Here is a 22,933-nt window from a genome sequence, read left to right on the forward strand (position 1 = left end):
ATATTATTCTAGATTACAGCAACCAATAGGCTATAAATCTACGGGTAATTAGTACTACTTGGCTATGACATTACTGTCTTTACACCTATAGCCTATCAACGTCGTCATCTACAACGACCCTTAAAAGATGTCTCATCTTGAGGCGAGTTTCGCACTTATATGCTTTCAGTGCTTATCTCTTCCAAACGTAGCTACTCAGCGGTGCACCTGGCGGTACAACTGATACACCAGAGGTTTGTTCAATTCGGTCCTCTCGTACTAGAATCAAGCCCTCTCAAACATCTAACGCCCGCAATAGATAGAGACCGAACTGTCTCACGACGTTCTGAACCCAGCTCGCGTGCCACTTTAATGGGCGAACAGCCCAACCCTTGGGACCTTCTCCAGCCCCAGGATGTGACGAGCCGACATCGAGGTGCCGAACCTCCCCGTCGATGTGAGCTCTTGGGGGAGACTAGCCTGTTATCCCCGGAGTACCTTTTATCCTATGAGCGATGGCCCTTCCATACGGAACCACCGGATCACTATGTCCTGCTTTCGCACCTGATCGACTTGTTGGTCTCACAGTCAAGCACCCTTATGCCATTACACTCTACGCACGGTTACCAAGCGTGCTGAGGGTACCTTTGAAAGCCTCCGTTACTCTTTTGGAGGCGACCACCCCAGTCAAACTACCCACCACGCAATGTCCTTCTAAAAGAAGTTAGGCTCCAAGTAAGTAAAGGGTGGTATTTCAACGTCGGCTCCACAAACACTAGCGTGCCTGCTTCAAAGCCTCCCACCTATCCTACACATTACTTACTCAAAGTCAATACGAAGTTATAGTAAAGGTTCACAGGGTCTTTTCGTCCCATTGCGGGTAATCGGCATCTTCACCGATACTACAATTTCACCGAGCTCGTGGCTGAGACAGTGCCCAGATCGTTACACCATTCGTGCAGGTCGGAACTTACCCGACAAGGAATTTCGCTACCTTAGGACCGTTATAGTTACGGCCGCCGTTTACTGGGGCTTCAGTTAATGCCTTCGGTTTAAACCTAAGCACCTTCCTTAACCTTCCAGCACCGGGCAGGTGTCAGACCCTATACAGCATCTTTCGATTTAGCAGAGTCCTGTGTTTTTGATAAACAGTCGCCTGGGCCTCTTCACTGCGGCCACCATTGCTGATGGCGTCTCTTCTTCCGAAGTTACGAGACTATTTTGCCTAGTTCCTTAGCCACGACTCACTCGAGCACCTTAGGATTCTCTCCTCGACCACCTGTGTCGGTTTTGGTACGGGTTGCTTCACTTCGGCTTTTCTTGGATCAGATTACACTGCAGCAGCTTCGCCCGAAGGCTAGGCCTTGACTATTCCGTCAGTCTCCAGCAGCTACATCCAACCGTCCCCTTTATTCGTGAGCAAGTATGGGAATATTAACCCATTGTCCATCCACTACCCCTTTCGGGTTCGCGTTAGGTCCCGACTAACCCTCAGCTGATTAGCATGGCTGAGGAAGCCTTGGTCTTTCGGTGAGCAGGTTTCTCGCCTGCTTTATCGTTACTTATGCCTACATTTTCTTTTCTATCCGCTCCACAATACCTCACAGTACTGCTTCGGCGCAAATAGAATGCTCTCCTACCAGATGTATCTTAAATACAAATCCATAGCTTCGGTAATATGTTTATGCCCGATTATTATCCATGCCGGACCGCTCGACTAGTGAGCTGTTACGCACTCTTTAAATGAATGGCTGCTTCCAAGCCAACATCCTAGCTGTCAATGCAGTCCAACCGCGTTGCTTCAACTTAACATATATTTTGGGACCTTAGCTGTTGGTCTGGGTTCTTTCCCTCTCGGACATGGACCTTAGCACCCATGCCCTCACTGCCGTAGAACATTTATTAGCATTCGGAGTTTGTCAGGAATTGGTAGGCGATGAAACCCCCGCATCCAATCAGTAGCTCTACCTCTAATAAACTTATATACGACGCTGCACCTAAATGCATTTCGGAGAGTACGAGCTATCTCCCAGTTTGATTGGCCTTTCACCCCTACCCACAGGTCATCCGAAGACTTTTCAACGTCAACCGGTTCGGTCCTCCACTCTGTGTTACCAGAGCTTCAACCTGCCCATGGGTAGATCACAAGGTTTCGCGTCTAATCCTACTAACTATACGCCCTATTCAGACTCGCTTTCGCTCCGGCTCCGGTACTTAATACCTTAACCTCGCTAGTAAAATTAACTCGTAGGCTCATTATGCAAAAGGCACGCCGTCACAGCTTAATGCTGCTCCGACCGCTTGTAGGCGTACGGTTTCAGGTTCTATTTCACCCTTCTATTCGAAGTGCTTTTCACCTTTCCTTCACAGTACTTGTTCACTATCGGTCTTTCAGGAGTATTTAGCCTTGGAGGATGGTCCCCCCATATTCAGACAGGATTTCACGTGTCCCGCCCTACTCATTTATCACTCAAATATGCCTTTCATATACGGGGCTATCACCCTCTATGGCTGTTCTTTCCAGAACATTCTATTAAACATATATTAGCTTTTGGGCTAATCCGCTTTCGCTCGCCACTACTTACGGAATCTCTTCGATTTCTTTTCCTCCGGGTACTTAGATGTTTCAGTTCTCCGGGTTTGCTCCTCTTACGAGGTGACTGGTCTTCAACCAGCCGGGTTGCCCCATTCGGACATCTGCGGATCAATTCGTGTGTGCCAATCCCCGCAGCTTTTCGCAGCTTACCACGTCCTTCGTCGCCTCTGAAAGCCTAGGCATCCGCCATACGCCCTTAACGATTTCTTTCCTATTTTTTAGGTTACTCAAGCGCTTTATGCGCTCGGTTTTCTCTTTGTGATGTCTTTACCGTTAATGTCAATGATCTTAATGTCTTCTTTTCCAACTGATGAACAAATGTTGTTTTTGGCTCCATTCGTAACTTTTAAATCAGTCTTCCAAAACTGTGGAGAATAAGGGAGTCGAACCCTTGACCTCCTGCGTGCAAGGCAGGCGCTCTAGCCAGCTGAGCTAATTCCCCCTCTAGTAGACTTCAGATGTCAGATTCTAGATCTCAGACCTAAATGTCTGATGTCTATTATCTCATATCTTCCCGTCTTTTAATTAGTAGTCTCGGGCAGGCTCGAACTGCCGACCTCTACATTATCAGTGTAGCGCTCTAACCAGCTGAGCTACGAGACTGTCTCTTAGACTATCAGATTTCAGATAATAGATATCAGATTTAACTGACCCTCTTATCTTACATCCTCGTCTCTCTCAATCCCTTTACTAATTTCTAGTGGGTTTTGTATTTTTAATATAAATCAACCAAACAAAAAACTAAAGCTGGAACTTTAAGTAAGTTCTGTATCTTGCGATACTATTTTTTTTATCGTCTTACGACGCTCTAAAATGAGATGTTCCAGCCGCACCTTCCGGTACGGCTACCTTGTTACGACTTAGCCCTAGTTACCTGTTTTACCCTAGGCAGCTCCTGTTACGGTCACCGACTTCAGGTACCCCAGACTTCCATGGCTTGACGGGCGGTGTGTACAAGGCCCGGGAACGTATTCACCGCGCCATGGCTGATGCGCGATTACTAGCGATTCCAGCTTCATAGAGTCGAGTTGCAGACTCCAATCCGAACTGAGACCGGCTTTCGAGATTTGCATCACATCGCTGTGTAGCTGCCCTCTGTACCGGCCATTGTATTACGTGTGTGGCCCAAGGCGTAAGGGCCGTGATGATTTGACGTCATCCCCACCTTCCTCTCTACTTGCGTAGGCAGTCTCACTAGAGTCCCCAACTTAATGATGGCAACTAGTGACAGGGGTTGCGCTCGTTGCAGGACTTAACCTAACACCTCACGGCACGAGCTGACGACAACCATGCAGCACCTTGAAAAATGTCCGAAGAAAAGTCTATTTCTAAACCTGTCATTTCCCATTTAAGCCTTGGTAAGGTTCCTCGCGTATCATCGAATTAAACCACATAATCCACCGCTTGTGCGGGCCCCCGTCAATTCCTTTGAGTTTCAAACTTGCGTTCGTACTCCCCAGGTGGCTAACTTATCACTTTCGCTTAGTCTCTGAATCCGAAAATCCAAAAACGAGTTAGCATCGTTTACGGCGTGGACTACCAGGGTATCTAATCCTGTTCGCTCCCCACGCTTTCGTCCATCAGCGTCAGTTGTTGCTTAGTAACCTGCCTTCGCAATTGGTGTTCTAAGTAATATCTATGCATTTCACCGCTACACTACTTATTCCAGCTACTTCAACAACACTCAAGACCTGCAGTATCAATGGCAGTTTCACAGTTAAGCTGTGAGATTTCACCACTGACTTACAGATCCGCCTACGGACCCTTTAAACCCAATAAATCCGGATAACGCTTGCACCCTCCGTATTACCGCGGCTGCTGGCACGGAGTTAGCCGGTGCTTATTCGTATAGTACCTTCAGCTACTCTCACGAGAGTAGGTTTATCCCTATACAAAAGAAGTTTACAACCCATAGGGCCGTCGTCCTTCACGCGGGATGGCTGGATCAGGCTCTCACCCATTGTCCAATATTCCTCACTGCTGCCTCCCGTAGGAGTCTGGTCCGTGTCTCAGTACCAGTGTGGGGGATCACCCTCTCAGGCCCCCTAAAGATCGCAGACTTGGTGAGCCGTTACCTCACCAACTATCTAATCTTGCGCGTGCCCATCTCTATCCACCGGAGTTTTCAATATTCATCGATGCCGATAAATATATTATGGGGTATTAATCTCCCTTTCGAAAGGCTATCCCCCAGATAAAGGCAGGTTGCACACGTGTTCCGCACCCGTGCGCCGCTCTCAGGTCTCCGAAGAAACCCTACCGCTCGGCTTGCATGTGTTAGGCCTCCCGCTAGCGTTCATCCTGAGCCAGGATCAAACTCTCCATTGTATGTTTGTCTGACTCACTCAAAGTTTTTAACGCTTTAGTTTTTCCTTACTTGGTTGTTATATTGTATGTCAATGATCTTTATATCTTCCGCTTTGTAACGAAGCAATCTCTCTGTCAGTGTCGCTCCGTATTTGCGAGTGCAAAAGTAAAACTTTATTTTGTAATGACCAAATGTTTTGAAAGAAAATTTTAAAGTTTTTTAAGTAACCTTAACCTCTATCATAACCCTCAATCTCTCTACTCCTGCGCTCCCTTAATTGGGACTGCAAAGATACAAACTCTTTTTTAACTCACAACTTTTATTTGATAAAAATTAAAAGTTTTTTTTTCGTTTGCTATCTTAGTAGATCTTAATGTTCCTGCCTATCTAAAGGCTCTTCTGCGCTTACTGATACTCTCGTTTTCAGTGGGGCAAAGATAGAAACTTCATCCATACCCCGCAACTTTATTTAACATAAAGTTTACACCAATATTGCAATTGTGGATAAGTATTACATATAATGTATTGATTTACTTATCTTTACGTACCATTTTACACTTATCCACAATTAGCATAGACAACCTGGAATACAGTAACAAAGGTTGAACTAATATATAGAGCTGCTATTTTTTCTAAAAAATTCGAATGACAGGTTATCAATACAAATGATAACTGGAACCAGAAACCTGGGATTTTTAAATAATATTTTGGAGATTATATGGGTTGAAGATAATAATGTATAAATATAGATAGATAGATAGATAGATAAGAATAGGTGATAGAAGATATTATTATAGACATAATTGAGATAAATAGGTTTTTGGCTAAAGCCAATGGAAGCGACCTATTTTATTTGAGTGGGCTTTAGCCTAGTAGTGGTCGGAGGAATATCTGACTAACAACTAGGCTTTAACCCTCTTTATCATGAAGACTTGATGCAATGGCTTAAGCCTAAACCCGACACAGTATAAATACTCATGTAAAGTGAACTGAGTTTTTTATTTTTCCCGCAGATTTCACAGATTTTCACAGAGGGCTGTGTTCTATTTGGAGTTAAGTGTTTGGCAATTGCTTTTCATTTTATGAGAGATGAATCATAAGTGATACCAGGAGTGTATCTGTTATAGAATAAAGAATAAAGAATAAAGAATAAAGAATAAAGAACAAAGAACAAAGAACAAAGAACCGGATAAGAAACCGGTGGTAGGAATAGCAGCAACACGGGAATACAAGTATCATTACCGATTACTCATTTCTGATTACTGATATTTTCTCTTTGCTTCCCTTGGGGATAAAAAGTATAAAGCAAAAAAAGTCTCACACATTGCTGTATGAGACTTTTAAAAATAAAATAAAAACTGGCGGCGGCCTACTCTCCCGCGTTAGCAGTACCATCGGCGCTGGTGGGCTTAACTTCTGTGTTCGGAATGGGAACAGGTGAGCCCCACCGCTAAAACCACCCTAAAGGTTGTATATAGCAGCTGGCTTATTGCTTATTGCTATTGGCTTGTATGCCAATCGCTAATTGCTTTTTGCCAATTGCGTTTTTAAGCGATAAAAACTTTCACAAAGACAAAACCTTTACTGCGCATAAAGTACTTGTCTATTTAATATGATATTATTCTAGATTACAGCAACCAATAGGCTATAAATCTACGGGTAATTAGTACTACTTGGCTATGACATTACTGTCTTTACACCTATAGCCTATCAACGTCGTCATCTACAACGACCCTTAAAAGATGTCTCATCTTGAGGCGAGTTTCGCACTTATATGCTTTCAGTGCTTATCTCTTCCAAACGTAGCTACTCAGCGGTGCACCTGGCGGTACAACTGATACACCAGAGGTTTGTTCAATTCGGTCCTCTCGTACTAGAATCAAGCCCTCTCAAACATCTAACGCCCGCAATAGATAGAGACCGAACTGTCTCACGACGTTCTGAACCCAGCTCGCGTGCCACTTTAATGGGCGAACAGCCCAACCCTTGGGACCTTCTCCAGCCCCAGGATGTGACGAGCCGACATCGAGGTGCCGAACCTCCCCGTCGATGTGAGCTCTTGGGGAGACTAGCCTGTTATCCCCGGAGTACCTTTTATCCTATGAGCGATGGCCCTTCCATACGGAACCACCGGATCACTATGTCCTGCTTTCGCACCTGATCGACTTGTTGGTCTCACAGTCAAGCACCCTTATGCCATTACACTCTACGCACGGTTACCAAGCGTGCTGAGGGTACCTTTGAAAGCCTCCGTTACTCTTTTGGAGGCGACCACCCCAGTCAAACTACCCACCACGCAATGTCCTTCTAAAAGAAGTTAGGCTCCAAGTAAGTAAAGGGTGGTATTTCAACGTCGGCTCCACAAACACTAGCGTGCCTGCTTCAAAGCCTCCCACCTATCCTACACATTACTTACTCAAAGTCAATACGAAGTTATAGTAAAGGTTCACAGGGTCTTTTCGTCCCATTGCGGGTAATCGGCATCTTCACCGATACTACAATTTCACCGAGCTCGTGGCTGAGACAGTGCCCAGATCGTTACACCATTCGTGCAGGTCGGAACTTACCCGACAAGGAATTTCGCTACCTTAGGACCGTTATAGTTACGGCCGCCGTTTACTGGGGCTTCAGTTAATGCCTTCGGTTTAAACCTAAGCACCTTCCTTAACCTTCCAGCACCGGGCAGGTGTCAGACCCTATACAGCATCTTTCGATTTAGCAGAGTCCTGTGTTTTTGATAAACAGTCGCCTGGGCCTCTTCACTGCGGCCACCATTGCTGATGGCGTCTCTTCTTCCGAAGTTACGAGACTATTTTGCCTAGTTCCTTAGCCACGACTCACTCGAGCACCTTAGGATTCTCTCCTCGACCACCTGTGTCGGTTTTGGTACGGGTTGCTTCACTTCGGCTTTTCTTGGATCAGATTACACTGCAGCAGCTTCGCCCGAAGGCTAGGCCTTGACTATTCCGTCAGTCTCCAGCAGCTACATCCAACCGTCCCCTTTATTCGTGAGCAAGTATGGGAATATTAACCCATTGTCCATCCACTACCCCTTTCGGGTTCGCGTTAGGTCCCGACTAACCCTCAGCTGATTAGCATGGCTGAGGAAGCCTTGGTCTTTCGGTGAGCAGGTTTCTCGCCTGCTTTATCGTTACTTATGCCTACATTTTCTTTTCTATCCGCTCCACAATACCTCACAGTACTGCTTCGGCGCAAATAGAATGCTCTCCTACCAGATGTATCTTAAATACAAATCCATAGCTTCGGTAATATGTTTATGCCCGATTATTATCCATGCCGGACCGCTCGACTAGTGAGCTGTTACGCACTCTTTAAATGAATGGCTGCTTCCAAGCCAACATCCTAGCTGTCAATGCAGTCCAACCGCGTTGCTTCAACTTAACATATATTTTGGGACCTTAGCTGTTGGTCTGGGTTCTTTCCCTCTCGGACATGGACCTTAGCACCCATGCCCTCACTGCCGTAGAACATTTATTAGCATTCGGAGTTTGTCAGGAATTGGTAGGCGATGAAACCCCCGCATCCAATCAGTAGCTCTACCTCTAATAAACTTATATACGACGCTGCACCTAAATGCATTTCGGAGAGTACGAGCTATCTCCCAGTTTGATTGGCCTTTCACCCCTACCCACAGGTCATCCGAAGACTTTTCAACGTCAACCGGTTCGGTCCTCCACTCTGTGTTACCAGAGCTTCAACCTGCCCATGGGTAGATCACAAGGTTTCGCGTCTAATCCTACTAACTATACGCCCTATTCAGACTCGCTTTCGCTCCGGCTCCGGTACTTAATACCTTAACCTCGCTAGTAAAATTAACTCGTAGGCTCATTATGCAAAAGGCACGCCGTCACAGCTTAATGCTGCTCCGACCGCTTGTAGGCGTACGGTTTCAGGTTCTATTTCACCCTTCTATTCGAAGTGCTTTTCACCTTTCCTTCACAGTACTTGTTCACTATCGGTCTTTCAGGAGTATTTAGCCTTGGAGGATGGTCCCCCCATATTCAGACAGGATTTCACGTGTCCCGCCCTACTCATTTATCACTCAAATATGCCTTTCATATACGGGGCTATCACCCTCTATGGCTGTTCTTTCCAGAACATTCTATTAAACATATATTAGCTTTTGGGCTAATCCGCTTTCGCTCGCCACTACTTACGGAATCTCTTCGATTTCTTTTCCTCCGGGTACTTAGATGTTTCAGTTCTCCGGGTTTGCTCCTCTTACGAGGTGACTGGTCTTCAACCAGCCGGGTTGCCCCATTCGGACATCTGCGGATCAATTCGTGTGTGCCAATCCCCGCAGCTTTTCGCAGCTTACCACGTCCTTCGTCGCCTCTGAAAGCCTAGGCATCCGCCATACGCCCTTAACGATTTCTTTCCTATTTTTTAGGTTACTCAAGCGCTTTATGCGCTCGGTTTTCTCTTTGTGATGTCTTTACCGTTAATGTCAATGATCTTAATGTCTTCTTTTCCAACTGATGAACAAATGTTGTTTTTGGCTCCATTCGTAACTTTTAAATCAGTCTTCCAAAACTGTGGAGAATAAGGGAGTCGAACCCTTGACCTCCTGCGTGCAAGGCAGGCGCTCTAGCCAGCTGAGCTAATTCCCCCTCTAGTAGACTTCAGATGTCAGATTCTAGATCTCAGACCTAAATGTCTGATGTCTATTATCTCATATCTTCCCGTCTTTTAATTAGTAGTCTCGGGCAGGCTCGAACTGCCGACCTCTACATTATCAGTGTAGCGCTCTAACCAGCTGAGCTACGAGACTGTCTCTTAGACTATCAGATTTCAGATAATAGATATCAGATTTAACTGACCCTCTTATCTTACATCCTCGTCTCTCTCAATCCCTTTACTAATTTCTAGTGGGTTTTGTATTTTTAATATAAATCAACCAAACAAAAAACTAAAGCTGGAACTTTAAGTAAGTTCTGTATCTTGCGATACTATTTTTTTTATCGTCTTACGACGCTCTAAAATGAGATGTTCCAGCCGCACCTTCCGGTACGGCTACCTTGTTACGACTTAGCCCTAGTTACCTGTTTTACCCTAGGCAGCTCCTGTTACGGTCACCGACTTCAGGTACCCCAGACTTCCATGGCTTGACGGGCGGTGTGTACAAGGCCCGGGAACGTATTCACCGCGCCATGGCTGATGCGCGATTACTAGCGATTCCAGCTTCATAGAGTCGAGTTGCAGACTCCAATCCGAACTGAGACCGGCTTTCGAGATTTGCATCACATCGCTGTGTAGCTGCCCTCTGTACCGGCCATTGTATTACGTGTGTGGCCCAAGGCGTAAGGGCCGTGATGATTTGACGTCATCCCCACCTTCCTCTCTACTTGCGTAGGCAGTCTCACTAGAGTCCCCAACTTAATGATGGCAACTAGTGACAGGGGTTGCGCTCGTTGCAGGACTTAACCTAACACCTCACGGCACGAGCTGACGACAACCATGCAGCACCTTGAAAAATGTCCGAAGAAAAGTCTATTTCTAAACCTGTCATTTCCCATTTAAGCCTTGGTAAGGTTCCTCGCGTATCATCGAATTAAACCACATAATCCACCGCTTGTGCGGGCCCCCGTCAATTCCTTTGAGTTTCAAACTTGCGTTCGTACTCCCCAGGTGGCTAACTTATCACTTTCGCTTAGTCTCTGAATCCGAAAATCCAAAAACGAGTTAGCATCGTTTACGGCGTGGACTACCAGGGTATCTAATCCTGTTCGCTCCCCACGCTTTCGTCCATCAGCGTCAGTTGTTGCTTAGTAACCTGCCTTCGCAATTGGTGTTCTAAGTAATATCTATGCATTTCACCGCTACACTACTTATTCCAGCTACTTCAACAACACTCAAGACCTGCAGTATCAATGGCAGTTTCACAGTTAAGCTGTGAGATTTCACCACTGACTTACAGATCCGCCTACGGACCCTTTAAACCCAATAAATCCGGATAACGCTTGCACCCTCCGTATTACCGCGGCTGCTGGCACGGAGTTAGCCGGTGCTTATTCGTATAGTACCTTCAGCTACTCTCACGAGAGTAGGTTTATCCCTATACAAAAGAAGTTTACAACCCATAGGGCCGTCGTCCTTCACGCGGGATGGCTGGATCAGGCTCTCACCCATTGTCCAATATTCCTCACTGCTGCCTCCCGTAGGAGTCTGGTCCGTGTCTCAGTACCAGTGTGGGGGATCACCCTCTCAGGCCCCCTAAAGATCGCAGACTTGGTGAGCCGTTACCTCACCAACTATCTAATCTTGCGCGTGCCCATCTCTATCCACCGGAGTTTTCAATATTCATCGATGCCGATAAATATATTATGGGGTATTAATCTCCCTTTCGAAAGGCTATCCCCCAGATAAAGGCAGGTTGCACACGTGTTCCGCACCCGTGCGCCGCTCTCAGGTCTCCGAAGAAACCCTACCGCTCGGCTTGCATGTGTTAGGCCTCCCGCTAGCGTTCATCCTGAGCCAGGATCAAACTCTCCATTGTATGTTTGTCTGACTCACTCAAAGTTTTTAACGCTTTAGTTTTTCCTTACTTGGTTGTTATATTGTATGTCAATGATCTTTATATCTTCCGCTTTGTAACGAAGCAATCTCTCTGTCAGTGTCGCTCCGTATTTGCGAGTGCAAAAGTAAAACTTTATTTTGTAATGACCAAATGTTTTGAAAGAAAATTTTAAAGTTTTTTAAGTAACCTTAACCTCTATCATAACCCTCAATCCCTCTACTCCTGCGCTCCCTTAATTGGGACTGCAAAGATACAAACTCTTTTTTAACTCACAACTTTTATTTGATAAAAATTAAAAGTTTTTTTCGTTTGATATCTTAGTAGATCTTAATGTTCCTGCCTATCTAAAGGCTCTTCTGCGCTTACTGATACTCTCGTTTTCAGTGGGGCAAAGATAGAAACTTCATCCATACCCCGCAACTTTATTTAACATAAAGTTTACACCAATATTGCAATTGTGGATAAGTATTACATATAATGTATTGGTATTCTGAATTTTAATAATTATTTATACTTATCCACAATCGTTGAGTTGTTTTTTGAAAGATATGAAATCCCATTATAGAGGTGATATGACAGGTATTTTTACATATTATATACTACTATTATATATTACGAAATACAAAATTGGGGATTGCAAGTTTGGCAACAGCCAGGGGAAGCGTTTTTATATTATTTGAGCGGGCTTCTTTCGCATAAGCTCAGAATTATTACCCACTACCTTACGCCGATAAGAAAAACGGAGAGTATCTATGGTATTAAATATGATTTTACAGGAAAGAAATAAAGGTTAAAAGTTTGTGTTTATTATTTTTCCCCACAAATGACACAGATTTTCATAGAGAAGAAATCAACGGATTACCACCCCGTCAAAAATTCTTTGAATTTTTGACACCTCATCCACAAAGGATGGCAATGATGAAAGATGCCCGATATAGATAATAGGTAATCCTATTAATTGATGCCAACCTATTACTTATTACCTATTACCTATCATTTATAAATCCGTCCCCTACCCTAGCCCCGATAGGAACGGTTACCCCGCAACAAGAGTTGGAGAGTGAGAGGGTTTGAGGGTGGCCAGCTCAGTGTGAGGAGTATGAGTGGATAGCGGGATCAAGCTCCTAAAGAAGTTTGAAGGTATGAGCGTGCTAGAGTTCGAGAGAATAAGTAATATGAAAGAGTGAAAGGTGAAGAATAGAAAATTTATAAAGGAAAAACTATAAAATCTTTATTTAGGTAAGGAAGCATTCAAAGTTGAAAAAAAAATTCCGTAAGAATCCTTTATAATAGGGCTCTTACGGAATAATTATAAAACCGAAGTTTATATTTTTAGTTCAGAACGTAGGATGTTCCGTCTCTTCCGTCTTTTAATTCTATGCCTTCAGCAAGCAGTTTGTCTCTGATCTGGTCTGAAAGTTCGAAGTTTCTGGATTTCCTTGCCTGGTTTCTCAATTCGATTAAAACTTTTAAAGTCTGATCCAATTTTTCATTATTGTTTTCCTCTATAGTCTGCAATCCTAGCACGTCAAAGATAAAGGCATTCAATGTTGACTTTAAATCTTCAAGATCTGCTGTTGAGATTGTTTCTTTGCCGTCATTTAAAGCGAAAATGTATTTTACGGCTTCAAACAAATGAGCGATCAGAATTGGAGAGTTGAAATCATCTGTTAATGCTTCATAACATTTGTTTTTCCATTCTGTAAGGCTGAAAGCAGATTGTTTTGTGTCGTCAGGAGTAATAGAATTCAATACTTTCACAGCTTCCATCAATCTGATAAATCCTTTTTCGCTGGCGATCATTGCATCGTTAGAAATATCTAAAACACTTCTGTAATGTGCCTGCAGGAAGCAGAAACGAACAATTGATGGGTGGAAAGATTTTTCAAAGAAATCATTGTCTCCTGTTACCAATTGCATCGGCAGGATATAATTTCCTGTAGATTTACTCATACGCTGAGAATTCATCGTCAACATATTGGCATGCATCCAGTAATGTACCGGTGCGATACCATTGCAAGCTTTTCCTTGAGCGATTTCACATTCATGGTGCGGGAATTTCAAGTCCATTCCTCCGCCATGGATGTCAAAAGTTTCACCTAAATATTTAGTACTCATAGCAGTACATTCAAGGTGCCATCCTGGGAAACCTTCTCCCCAAGGAGAGTTCCACCTCATGATATGCGCTGGAGATGCTTTTTTCCAAAGGGCAAAATCCTGTGGATTCTTTTTCTCCCCTTGTCCGTCAAGATCACGGGTATTTGCAAAAAGCTCTTCTATATTACGTTTTGATAGTTCACCGTAGTTCAGCCCTCTTTTATTGTATTCCAATACATCGAAGTATACTGAACCATTGCTTTCGTAAGCAAAGCCTGTGTCAATTAATTTTTGAGTAAGCTCAATCTGTTCTACAATGTGACCTGTTGCTGTAGGTTCGATATTCGGAGGAAGCAGATTGAACATTTCTAACACTTTATGGAAATCAACAGTGTACTTTTGTACAATTTCCATTGGTTCCAGCTTTTCTAGTCTGGTTTGCTTAACAAATCTATCGTTATTTACATCTCCGTCATCAGTAAGGTGTCCGGCATCAGTAATGTTTCTTACATATCTTACTTTGTAGCCTAAATGCATTAGGGTACGGTAAATAAAATCAAAAGAAAGGAAAGTTCTTACGTTCCCTAAATGCACATTGCTGTACACTGTAGGTCCGCATACATACATTCCTACATTTCCTTCTAAGATGGGTTTGAATATTTCTTTTTCCGCTGTAAGCGAGTTGTATATTTTTAGTTGCATTTATTTTTTATTAAAAGATTCAATAGTTTTAAGATTCAAAAATTAGTTAAAATAAAAATCTGTCACAACAAATAATTGTCGTGATAAAAATTTTATGTGAAACTTTTTTAAATTTTATCATAATTAAATCGATTCTAAATGATGCTGCAAATGGTCTACATAATCCTTAATGATAAACTCCAGACTGAAAATCTGAGGTTCTGTTTTGGTGGTATCACAAGTTCTCTGTAATGCTTCATCAGGAATATTTTCTACGATGTGAACTACCTGATAGTTTAAAGCTTTCCAAAGGTTGATTAACTCTGTTGTTGAAACATTCTGATAGTTCTGAGCCTTTACCCAAGCGTTCTGATCGTATACGATATTCTCGTTCTCTTTATATTGAGTGACTACAAATCTACGGATATTTGTAAAAGCACTGTCACAAAGGTGGCCAATAATTTCTTTTTTGACCATTTTTCCGGTGTTGCTTTGTAATTCCACTCTTCTTCAGAAATTGCCTGGAACCTCTGAAGCTCTGTATCTATAATATTTTTAAGGATCTGGTAGTTCATTGATTAATCTAGTTTTGCATGGCTTCCTACATAATGTAAGAATTCCTGTCTTGTAATAGGATTGGTTCTGAAGATTCCGCTTAGCTCTGCCGTGATGGTAGAACTTGCAGTATCTTTAATTCCTCTACAGTTTACACAAAGGTGTTTAGCATCAATGATACATGCTACATTTTTAGTTCCCAGAGCTTCTTTCAGAGCTTCTACGATCTGCATGGTCAGTCTTTCCTGAACCTGTGGTCTTTTTGCATAGTAATCCACAATTCTGTTAATCTTTGAAAGACCAATGACTTCTCCATTGGAAATATAAGCAACGTGTGCTCTTCCTATAATGGGTAAAAAGTGGTGTTCACAAAAAGAATATACTGTGATATCTTTTTCCACCAACATTTGGCGGTATTTATATTTATTGGAGAATGTAGAGATGCCTGGTTTGTTTTCCGGAAGAAGTCCACCGAAAATTTCGTTCACATACATTTTAGCAACACGTTTTGGAGAATCTTTCAGGGAGTCATCAGTCATATCAAGACCTAAAGTTTCCATAATCTCTCCAAAAAGCTCAGTAATTTTTTCTATTTTTTCCTGTGGCGATTTATCAAAAGCATCTTCCCTTATAGGCGTATGTTCTTTTCCAGTGAAAATATCATCGTCGTTATCAGTAAAATCAACCATTTTTATTATTTTGCAGCAAAAATACGGATAATATTGTTTCATCTATTTCAAATGGAGTGAAAATCATTATCTTTTATAACCTGCTCTGATTAAAAACTATATGATTATTGTCGAAGAAGTACAAAACCAACATCACAAAAGGGAATTTCTGAAATTTCCCGCACAGCTTTACCAACACGACAAGAATTATATCCGTCCATTAGATCAACATATTGAGGAGATTTTTGATCCTGAAAAGAATAAGTTCTTCAGGAATGGAGAATGTAAAAGATTTTTATTTAAAAAAGATAATAAGACGGTTGGAAAGGTAGCTGTTTTTGTCAATAACTGTTATGAACAAAAACAGCCAACTGGAGGAATTGGTTTTTTTGACTGTATTAACGATCAGGAAACGGCTAATTTCATTTTTGACCATTGTAAAAACTGGCTTCAGGAAAGAGGGATGGAAGCAATGGATGGTCCAATCAATTTCGGAGAGCGGGATAAGTTCTGGGGACTTTTGATTGAAGGTTTTATAGAACCTTTGTATGGAATGAACTATAATTTCCCTTACTATAAAGATCTTTTTGAAAATTATGGATTTCAGATTTACTTTGAACAGCTTTGCTTTACCAGACCCATATTTGCAGAAGTTTCACGTGTTTTCACTATTGCTCATGAGAAAAACAGGAGAAATCCGGCCATCTCTGCACAACCTATGAAAAAGAATAACCTGCCTAAATTTGCTAAAGACTTCACGGAGGTCTATAATAAAGCATGGGCAGCTCATGGAGAGGGAAAACAATTAGAAGAAGGCAAGGTTCTGAAAATGTTCAATACCATGAAGCCTATTATGAATGAACATATCTCATGGTTTGTATATGAGAATGATCAACCTATTGCCATGTGGATCAATCTTCCGGACCTCAACCAATGGTTTAAATACCTCAACGGAAAATTTAGAGTTTGGGAAAAACTTAAATTTTTGTTTTTAAAACGATTTAAGAAGAATGAAAAAATGGTTGGGCTTGTTTTTGGTGTAGTTCCTGAATGGCAAAGAAAAGGAATTGACGGCTATATGATCTGGGAAGGCACCCAGCATTTGAGAAAGCATACGGATTTTACAATTACTGAACTTCAGTGGATTGGTGATTTTAACCCGAAAATGATTAAGATTGCGGAAACACTTGATACTACTGTGACAAGGAAGCTGGCGACCTATAGATATTTATTTGATCGGAATAGGGAGTTTGAAAGGCATCAAATATTATAAAAAATTTAATGTTCTCAAACATACAATAAAGAGAAGCTTAAAAAGGTCTGCCTTCTAAAGAAAGTACTAAAAATTAAAGCCCCGGTTATGTTTATTAACCGGGGGCTTATTATTTCATTATTATCTTAATCTTTGTATCAGGATCAGGCTACGGTAAGAATTTCCTGTCCCAGGACTGGCACTCGCTACTGTTGTAAAATTATTTACTGACGGAGAGATCGTAAAGTCAAGAGGCTGTGCTGTTCCTGTTATATTAATGTAATCATCAAAAAAGAAAGTTGTTATTTGGTTGGGATTCACTGTAAAATTTGTAAATGAATATTCACTATTATTAACAATACTTTTTAGAAAGACACTATTTGAAGAGCTTACAGAGCCAAAAGTCCCTATAAGCCTAACCTGCACCTTATAAATTCCAGGTTGAAGCAAAATCTGATCTGTGGTCCTGGATGGTGCTCCCTGCCCTGCTCCAACAGTAACACCTGCATTTATATTAAGCCCCACAATTGTATTAATGAAATTGGGAGCTGAATTAGGCGCATTGCCCATCTCAGCCGAGGTATCATGTGAGTTGAATCTTAATGGAGCTTCTGTATTTATATTATATGTATTTGCATTGAGTCCCATTCTTAAAATCTGCCCTTCTGCGGAGATTGTATTGTTCCTGAAAACATCACCATTATTATCAATCACCAAGCCGGTTGAAGCTGTACCCACAGGTAAAGTTGCCAGACTTTCTAATCTTACCGGTGCCGAGTTTGTATTGACATGAAATGTTCTCTGTGGGCTAATGGTTCCTATACCCACTCTTTTATTGGATGCGTCTACTGAAAAGGTAGTTCCATCCACTGAAAAGGCATTTACAGCTGTTCCTGTAAATGACAAAGTATTTGCATTTTGTGTGACAATTCTATTTCCTGAAAGGTTTCCGTTTGCACTATAAATATTAGTTGAAACAAATGAATTATTTGCTGGATTATGCAGCTTTACCCATATTGTTCCATTATAGTAATAATAGCCTTCTTCATCCACATTTACTGTTTTTCCGACTTGCATACCGGTGGCTATATTGTTGATATAAACCAAAGTAGAAGTTGAAATTCCGGTCATGTTTTGTGCTCTTGCACGGTCTAGTCTTGGAATTAAAAGACCATCTACACCAGACGAAGTCCCTGTACTGTTTCTGGCGATAATGTCTAATGTGGCCTGAGGGGTAGTTATTCCTATCCCAACCTGTCCAAATGCGGTACAAGCCAATGATGGGATACAAAATAAAAGGAAAATTTTTTTCATAATATTGTTGTTTTTTTATGTTTGTGACGAAAATACGATAAAAAATAATATTTTAAATCATCTTACATCTTATCTATTTACTTAAACATCAGCCAGTTAAATAAAAAAACAACAATATTCATTAATTATTTTGATTCCTATTCCTTTAAATATTCAAACATTAGTATAATTTTCAGAATTTTTTTAAAATAGTTCTCCTGCTATTTTTTTAATATTATCACTCTTACCCATGGAATAGAAATGTAAAACAGGAACTCCAAAATCAAGTAATTCTTTGCATTGAGTAATCGCCCATTCTATTCCGATCTGCTTAACTGCATCATTATTTTTTGCGTTCTCCACTTCATTGATCAATTCTTCCGGAAGGTCTATTTTGAAGACCTGTGGCAAAATTTTCAGATGTTTTTTGGTAGCAATCGGTTTTATTCCTGGAATGATAGGTACTGTAATTCCCATTTCTCTTGCCTTTTGTACAAACTCAATGTATTTCTTATTGTCAAAGAACATTTGAGTAACGATATAATCTGCTCCTGCATCTACTTTTTGTTTCAGCCATTTCAGGTCATAATTCATAGAAGGTGCTTCCATATGTTTCTCAGGATAGCCTGCTACTCCGATGCAGAATTTATTCAGTTCATCACAAACCTGTTCTTCGTTGTGAAGGTATTTTCCTCTTCCCAGATTATTAATTTGGTTCACAAGATCCATGGCACTGGCATGACCGCCTTGAGTAGGTTCGAAATACTGATGTCCTTTCATGGCATCTCCTCTTAATGCCATCACATTATCAATCCCAAGATACATACAGTCTACTAAAAGATATTCTGTTTCTTCCTTGGTAAAGCCACCACATAATAAGTGTGGAACGGTATCTACGTTATATTTATGCTGAATCGCTGCACAAATTCCTAGGGTTCCGGGACGCATTCTTGTGATACGGCGCTCCATCAATCCATTTCCTTTATCTAAATAAATATATTCTTCTCTTGAAGTGGTAACATCAATGAATGGAGGTTTGAATTCCATCAACGGATCAATATTCGTATAGAGATCTTCAATACCAATTCCCTTTTGTGGTGGAACCACTTCTAAGGAGAATAAGGTTTTCCCATTTGCGTTTTTAATGTGTTCTGTTATCTTCATATCAATTTTAATCTGCTAAATTTGGTGACAACCATTTTTTCGCTTCCTGGATGCTACAGCTTCTTCTGTCAGCATAATCCTTAAGCTGGTCTTCTGTAATTTTTCCTAATCCAAAATACTTGGCATGCGGGCTTCCGAAATAATATCCTGAAACGGATGCTGTCGGGAACATGGCCAAGCTTTCTGTAAGGAAAACCCCTGTATTTTCTTCTACTTTTAAAAGATCCCAGATGGTTTTCTTTTCCAAGTGGTCAGGACAAGCTGGATATCCTGGAGCTGGACGGATTCCTTTGTATTTTTCTGCAATCAGTTCTTCATTGCTTAATTCTTCCTGAACAGCATAGCCCCAATATTCCGTTCTTACTTTTTTATGTAAAAATTCTGCATAAGCTTCTGCAAAACGGTCTGCCAATGCTTTTACCATGATCGCATTGTAATCATCATTGGCTTTTTCATATTCTTCTGCTAGCTCATCCGTACCGAAACCTGTAGTTACACAGAAAGCTCCCATATAATCAGTTTTTCCTGAACTTTGTGGAGCAATGAAGTCGCTTAATGCTAGATAATCTTTTCCTTTTGACCTTTGAGCCTGCTGTCTTAAGGTTAAAAACTTAGCCTGTTCATTATTATTTTCATCAAAAATCAGAATATCGTCTGATTCATTGGAGTTCGCTTTAAAAATTCCAAAGATTGCTTTAGCTGTTAATAATTTTTCATCCAGAATTCTCTTTAAAATAACCTGTGCATCTTTGAAAAGTTCTTTAGCCTGTACTCCTACCACCTCATCTTCTAAAATATTCGGATATTTTCCATGAAGATCCCAACTTCTGAAGAATGGAGACCAGTCGATGAATGGTAATAGTTCTCTCAGATCCTGATTTTCGATTACAGTGATTCCTAAGCTATTTGGGGTGAAAATATTTTCGTTTTCCCAATCTACTTTAAAGCGATTTTCTCTTGCTTCTTCAATGGAAACATAGTCTTTATCCACTTGTCTGTTCAGGAACTTTTCTCTGAAATCAGAATAGTCGTTCTTCAGGTCAGAAACATATTCTTTATTTCGGTCTCCCAATAATGAGCTTACCACATTTACGGCTCTTGAAGCGTCATTAACGTGAACGACCGCATTTTTATATTTTAAATCGATTTTCACGGCGGTGTGTGCCTTTGAAGTCGTTGCCCCACCAATTAATAATGGAAAATCTAGATTTTGTCTTTCTAATTCCGATGCGATGTATACCATTTCATCCAAGCTGGGTGTAATTAACCCGCTTAATCCGATGACATCTACTTTTTCAGCAATAGCAGTCTGAATAATCTTCTCAGCTGGAACCATCACCCCCAGGTCAACAATTTCATAGTTGTTACACCCTAAAACTACACTTACAATGTTCTTTCCGATATCATGAACATCTCCTTTTACAGTTGCCATTAGAATTTTTCCATTAGCTGGTCTTGACCCGTCTTTTTCGGCTTCAATAAAAGGCTGTAAATAGGCTACTGCTTTTTTCATTACCCTTGCCGACTTGACTACCTGTGGCAGGAACATTTTTCCGCTTCCAAATAAGTCTCCTACTACTCCCATTCCTGTCATTAGGTTAATTTCTATGACGTGGAGCGGTCTTTCTGCCAGTTGTCTGGCTTCTTCTACATCTTCTTCAATAAAACGGTCAATTCCTTTTACAAGAGCATAGGTAATTCTTTCCTGTAATGGATTGTTTCTCCACTCAAGGTCTTCAGTTTTTTCTTTTTTAACTGATTTATGTTTTTCGGAATAATCAAGAAGCCTTTCTGTAGCGTCTTCTCTTCGGTCAAGGATTACGTCTTCTACAAGTTCCAGCAATTCTTTATTAATCTCATCATAAACTTCCAGCATGGCAGGATTTACAATACCGATATTCATTCCAGCCTGAATGGCGTGATAAAGAAATACGGAATGCATAGCTTCTCTTACCGTATCATTTCCACGGAATGAGAAGGATACATTACTCACTCCCCCACTCACAGATGCATAAGGAAGATTTTGTCTTACCCAGCGTGTAGCTTCGATAAAATCGATGGCATTTTTTCTGTGCTCATCCATTCCGGTAGCTACCGGGAAGATATTTAAGTCAAAAATGATATCTTCTGCCGGGAATCCGATCTGGTTCACCAGGATATCATAAGATCGTTTTGAAATTTCTATTCTTCTTTCAAGATTGTCTGCCTGCCCTACCTCATCAAATGCCATTACAATAACCGCAGCTCCATATCTTTTGATAGCTTTGGCGTGTTTGATAAATTCTTCTTCGCCTTCTTTTAAGCTGATAGAGTTTACCACGCATTTTCCCTGAGCTACTTGAAGACCGGCTTCCAGAATTTCCCATTTGGAAGAGTCTACCATGATTGGAATTCTTGCAATATCCGGTTCTGAGGCAATTAAGTTCAGAAATTTAATCATCGATGCTTTTCCATCGATCAAACCGTCATCAAAGTTGACATCAAGAATTTGTGCTCCTCCTTCTACCTGATGGCGGGCAATGTCTAATGCTTCAGAGAATTTTTCCTCTTTGATGAGTCTCAAAAACTTTTTGGAACCGGCAACATTGGTTCTTTCACCCACATTGATGAAATTACTTTCCGGTGTTATGATAAGAGGCTCAAGGCCTGATAATCTTAAATATTTCATTTTATTCTTCTAAAATATAGTAGGCATTATTTGCATTCTGCCTCAATAAATCCCTGTGCTTGCTTAAAGCGGTAAACAAAGGAAACCTTTTGTATGCCAAGCCATGTTCTTTAGCAAATTCTTCTATCTCTTCTGTGATCTCATTGTAATACATATAACTGTAATTGGGGAAAAGGTGATGAGCCACATGGAAATTAAAGTTCCCTAATACATTTCTTACCAACCAGTTATTTTCTTTTAAATCATTGGTCACCTCAAACTGGTGATGAAGCCAACTGAATGGAAGACCATTATCTTTATTTAATCTTGGAAAGGCATTGTCTGGAAGCGGATGCAAAGGCAATAAAACAAACAGTGCAAAAATGCTTGCTGCAATCACCTGTAAAAACCAAGCTCCTAAAGCTAAACCAATTGATACTTTAAAGAACACGATAGGAACTACAATCTGATAAAAAAAGTAAAACAGCTTATAGCTCACCATTTTCACTTTTTCTACAACCGGTATTCTTCCCTGGGTTTTCAAAATCACTCTTTCCTTGTCGAAGAAGTCTCTAAAATCTCTTATGAACATCCAATTGAACAAATACAACGGATATACTAAAAAGAAAAACCTATGCTGATACTTCTGTACTCCTTTTGCCTTAATCCAAGGCACTATTAACAATAAACCACTCTGTTCAATATCGGTATCCCAGCCCTCCACATTCGGATAGGCATGATGACTTGCGATATGCCTTTTCTTCCAGATATAGGAATTCGCTCCTATGAAATCAAAAATGTGCAACACCACTCCATTCAGCTTTTTACTTTTAAAGATATTATTGTGTGCTGCTTCATGGATCAGATTTAAATAAATTAAAACCAAAGAAATTCCCATTAAAACAAAACTGAGTATATACATCCAATGCTTTTCGACATTAAGAAGCGCTGTGAAATATAAACCTACATAAACCAGTGGCAGAAGAATTGCTTTGATCTGAATATAGATATCCCTGTTTTCAGGAATCGCTTCTACCCGTTGGTTCACTTTCTTTCTCAGTTCATTAAATAGCTTGGCATCATCTGAATCTTTTAAGTAACTCGGCTTTTCCATTATATTAAATTTTGTGGTTTATTTAAAGATAATATTTATAA

8 protein-coding genes, 4 tRNA genes and 5 rRNA genes are annotated in these 22,933 nt (G+C 41.1%); 1 reads left to right on the forward strand and 16 read right to left on the reverse strand.

Features of this window, described 5'->3' with window-relative positions:
- Window positions 1-28: 28 nt before the first annotated feature.
- The 12 genes from H5J24_RS20365 to folE form a co-directional block, all read right to left on the reverse strand.
- Window positions 29-2,785, reverse strand: a 23S ribosomal RNA gene (locus H5J24_RS20365).
- 158 nt (window positions 2,786-2,943) lie between these two features.
- Window positions 2,944-3,017: transfer RNA gene (locus H5J24_RS20370), tRNA-Ala, on the reverse strand.
- Window positions 3,018-3,104: 87 nt separating this feature from the next.
- Window positions 3,105-3,178 (reverse strand) — tRNA-Ile (locus H5J24_RS20375).
- Between the two features lie 208 nt (window positions 3,179-3,386).
- Window positions 3,387-4,903, reverse strand: a 16S ribosomal RNA gene (locus H5J24_RS20380).
- Between the two features lie 1,336 nt (window positions 4,904-6,239).
- Window positions 6,240-6,347 (reverse strand): 5S ribosomal RNA (gene rrf, locus H5J24_RS20385).
- A 179-nt stretch (window positions 6,348-6,526) separates the two neighbouring features.
- Window positions 6,527-9,282: ribosomal RNA gene (locus tag H5J24_RS20390) — 23S ribosomal RNA — on the reverse strand.
- A gap of 158 nt (window positions 9,283-9,440) precedes the next feature.
- Window positions 9,441-9,514, reverse strand: a tRNA-Ala gene (locus H5J24_RS20395).
- 87 nt (window positions 9,515-9,601) lie between these two features.
- Window positions 9,602-9,675, reverse strand: a tRNA-Ile gene (locus tag H5J24_RS20400).
- 208 nt (window positions 9,676-9,883) lie between these two features.
- Window positions 9,884-11,400: ribosomal RNA gene (locus H5J24_RS20405) — 16S ribosomal RNA — on the reverse strand.
- Together the 16S, 23S and 5S rRNA genes with 4 tRNA genes alongside form the textbook arrangement of a ribosomal RNA operon.
- A 1,353-nt stretch (window positions 11,401-12,753) precedes the next feature.
- Window positions 12,754-14,220 carry a cysteine--tRNA ligase gene (cysS, locus tag H5J24_RS20410; RefSeq protein WP_068940171.1) on the reverse strand — a complete coding sequence of 489 codons (1,467 nt, stop codon included), beginning with the start codon at window positions 14,218-14,220 and terminating at the stop codon, window positions 12,754-12,756.
- A gap of 123 nt (window positions 14,221-14,343) precedes the next feature.
- Window positions 14,344-14,676, reverse strand: coding sequence for a DinB family protein (locus tag H5J24_RS20415; protein WP_232815816.1), 333 nt, complete (start codon window positions 14,674-14,676; stop codon window positions 14,344-14,346).
- A 101-nt stretch (window positions 14,677-14,777) separates the two neighbouring features.
- A complete protein-coding gene (folE, locus tag H5J24_RS20420) occupies window positions 14,778-15,443 on the reverse strand; it encodes a GTP cyclohydrolase I FolE (protein ID WP_045490962.1) in 666 nt (221 codons plus the stop codon).
- Between the two features lie 100 nt (window positions 15,444-15,543).
- On the opposite strand from folE, the gene H5J24_RS20425 reads away from it, so the two are divergent.
- Complete coding sequence (locus tag H5J24_RS20425) at window positions 15,544-16,695, forward strand: hypothetical protein (RefSeq protein ID WP_068940176.1); 1,152 nt, start codon at window positions 15,544-15,546, stop codon at window positions 16,693-16,695.
- Between the two features lie 120 nt (window positions 16,696-16,815).
- Here the strand turns inward: H5J24_RS20425 and H5J24_RS20430 are convergent, their stop codons facing one another.
- The 4 genes from H5J24_RS20430 to H5J24_RS20445 all read right to left on the reverse strand — a co-directional run bounded on the left by H5J24_RS20430 (window position 16,816) and on the right by H5J24_RS20445 (window position 22,892).
- Complete coding sequence (locus H5J24_RS20430) at window positions 16,816-17,988, reverse strand: hypothetical protein (protein WP_068940178.1); 1,173 nt, start codon at window positions 17,986-17,988, stop codon at window positions 16,816-16,818.
- Window positions 17,989-18,171: 183 nt separating this feature from the next.
- Window positions 18,172-19,131, reverse strand: coding sequence for a methylenetetrahydrofolate reductase [NAD(P)H] (metF, locus tag H5J24_RS20435; protein WP_068940181.1), 960 nt, complete (start codon window positions 19,129-19,131; stop codon window positions 18,172-18,174).
- 7 nt (window positions 19,132-19,138) lie between these two features.
- Window positions 19,139-21,799, reverse strand: a complete 2,661-nt coding sequence (gene metH / locus H5J24_RS20440; RefSeq protein WP_068940183.1) for a methionine synthase — start codon at window positions 21,797-21,799, stop codon at window positions 19,139-19,141.
- A gap of 1 nt (window position 21,800) precedes the next feature.
- Complete coding sequence (locus H5J24_RS20445) at window positions 21,801-22,892, reverse strand: fatty acid desaturase family protein (RefSeq protein ID WP_068940185.1); 1,092 nt, start codon at window positions 22,890-22,892, stop codon at window positions 21,801-21,803.
- Window positions 22,893-22,933 lie beyond the last annotated feature (41 nt).

It is taken from the genome of Chryseobacterium capnotolerans (genome assembly GCF_021278965.1).
Taxonomy (GTDB): Bacteria; Bacteroidota; Bacteroidia; order Flavobacteriales; family Weeksellaceae; genus Chryseobacterium; species Chryseobacterium capnotolerans.